General features: G+C 53.4%; 1 protein-coding gene. It reads left to right on the top strand.

Annotation, left to right across the window (positions count from 1 at the left end; all coding sequences use genetic code 11):
• Positions 1 to 462, top strand: a 462-nt coding sequence (locus tag ACVBEF_RS21250) for a hypothetical protein (protein WP_447125880.1), incomplete at its 5' end; no start/stop codon positions are given.
• Positions 463 to 900 lie beyond the last annotated feature (438 nt).

The raw sequence follows: 900 nt of genomic DNA, 5'->3' as shown, positions 1-900 counted from the left end.
CCCGTCATTTGTCGCCCACCCCGTTATCCGACGGGACTGGCTAAACCCAGCAGACTAAAGGATCGAACGATGCCCAATACCAAAGCTCCCGAACAATCTTCAGACGCCACTTCCTCCAACCAACACCATCAAAACCTCAGCGACGCAATCGACTGCGAGCAATCTATTTTCATGCTCGACTTAGCAGCACGCACCGCCGCTTTCTCTCAAGCCGTCACCCTGATTTTCGACATCGTCGAAGCCAGCGAGGCCTACCGAAACAACCCCAATCACACCAACACCGCAGCGCTTGCCCTCAGCGTTCCCGATTGCAAACTTCTAAAAACATTCACCATCGACACCGCAACACTTCTGGCAGAACACGCCCTACAAGAAGCAGAATCAATCAATACCCACACCACCACACTCAAAAAAGCCAGAAAAGCCGCACTAAACAAAGCCGCCCAAGCCTGCAACGACTAAGCCCCCAGCACTGGCGCAGCCACAGTTGACGTTGCTTTTGAAGTGGCAGTTGCTTTTGACCTGGCAGTTGACCTACCCCGTCATTTGACGCTGCCACATTTTCCTGCCGACAGACGGATCAGGCTGATGACATGTTTGAGCGCAGTGAGTTGGTCATCAGACCCGGCTGGCGGCAGGAAAATGTGGGGACCCCGACAGGGGCAGCGGCATCTGCGGTCGCCTTTTCTTTGGTTACTTTCTTTTGGCGAAGCAAAAAATAGTAACCGGCTGCCGGGCCGCCCCCGGCTAGCATCCACGGAGCACATACCGCATCAATTACCAACAACCGAAAACCATCAACCGCAACCCATTACATCCGAAACACCCCAAACTTAGTCTCCTCACAAAAAGACGCGCTGTCGATGACGTCGAATATGGCATTCTGGATGTGTAACACAG

Source organism: Glaciimonas sp. GG7 (assembly GCF_052976905.1).
Note: the sequence above shows the minus strand (reverse complement) of the source record. Positions and strands in the feature narration are given on the sequence as shown.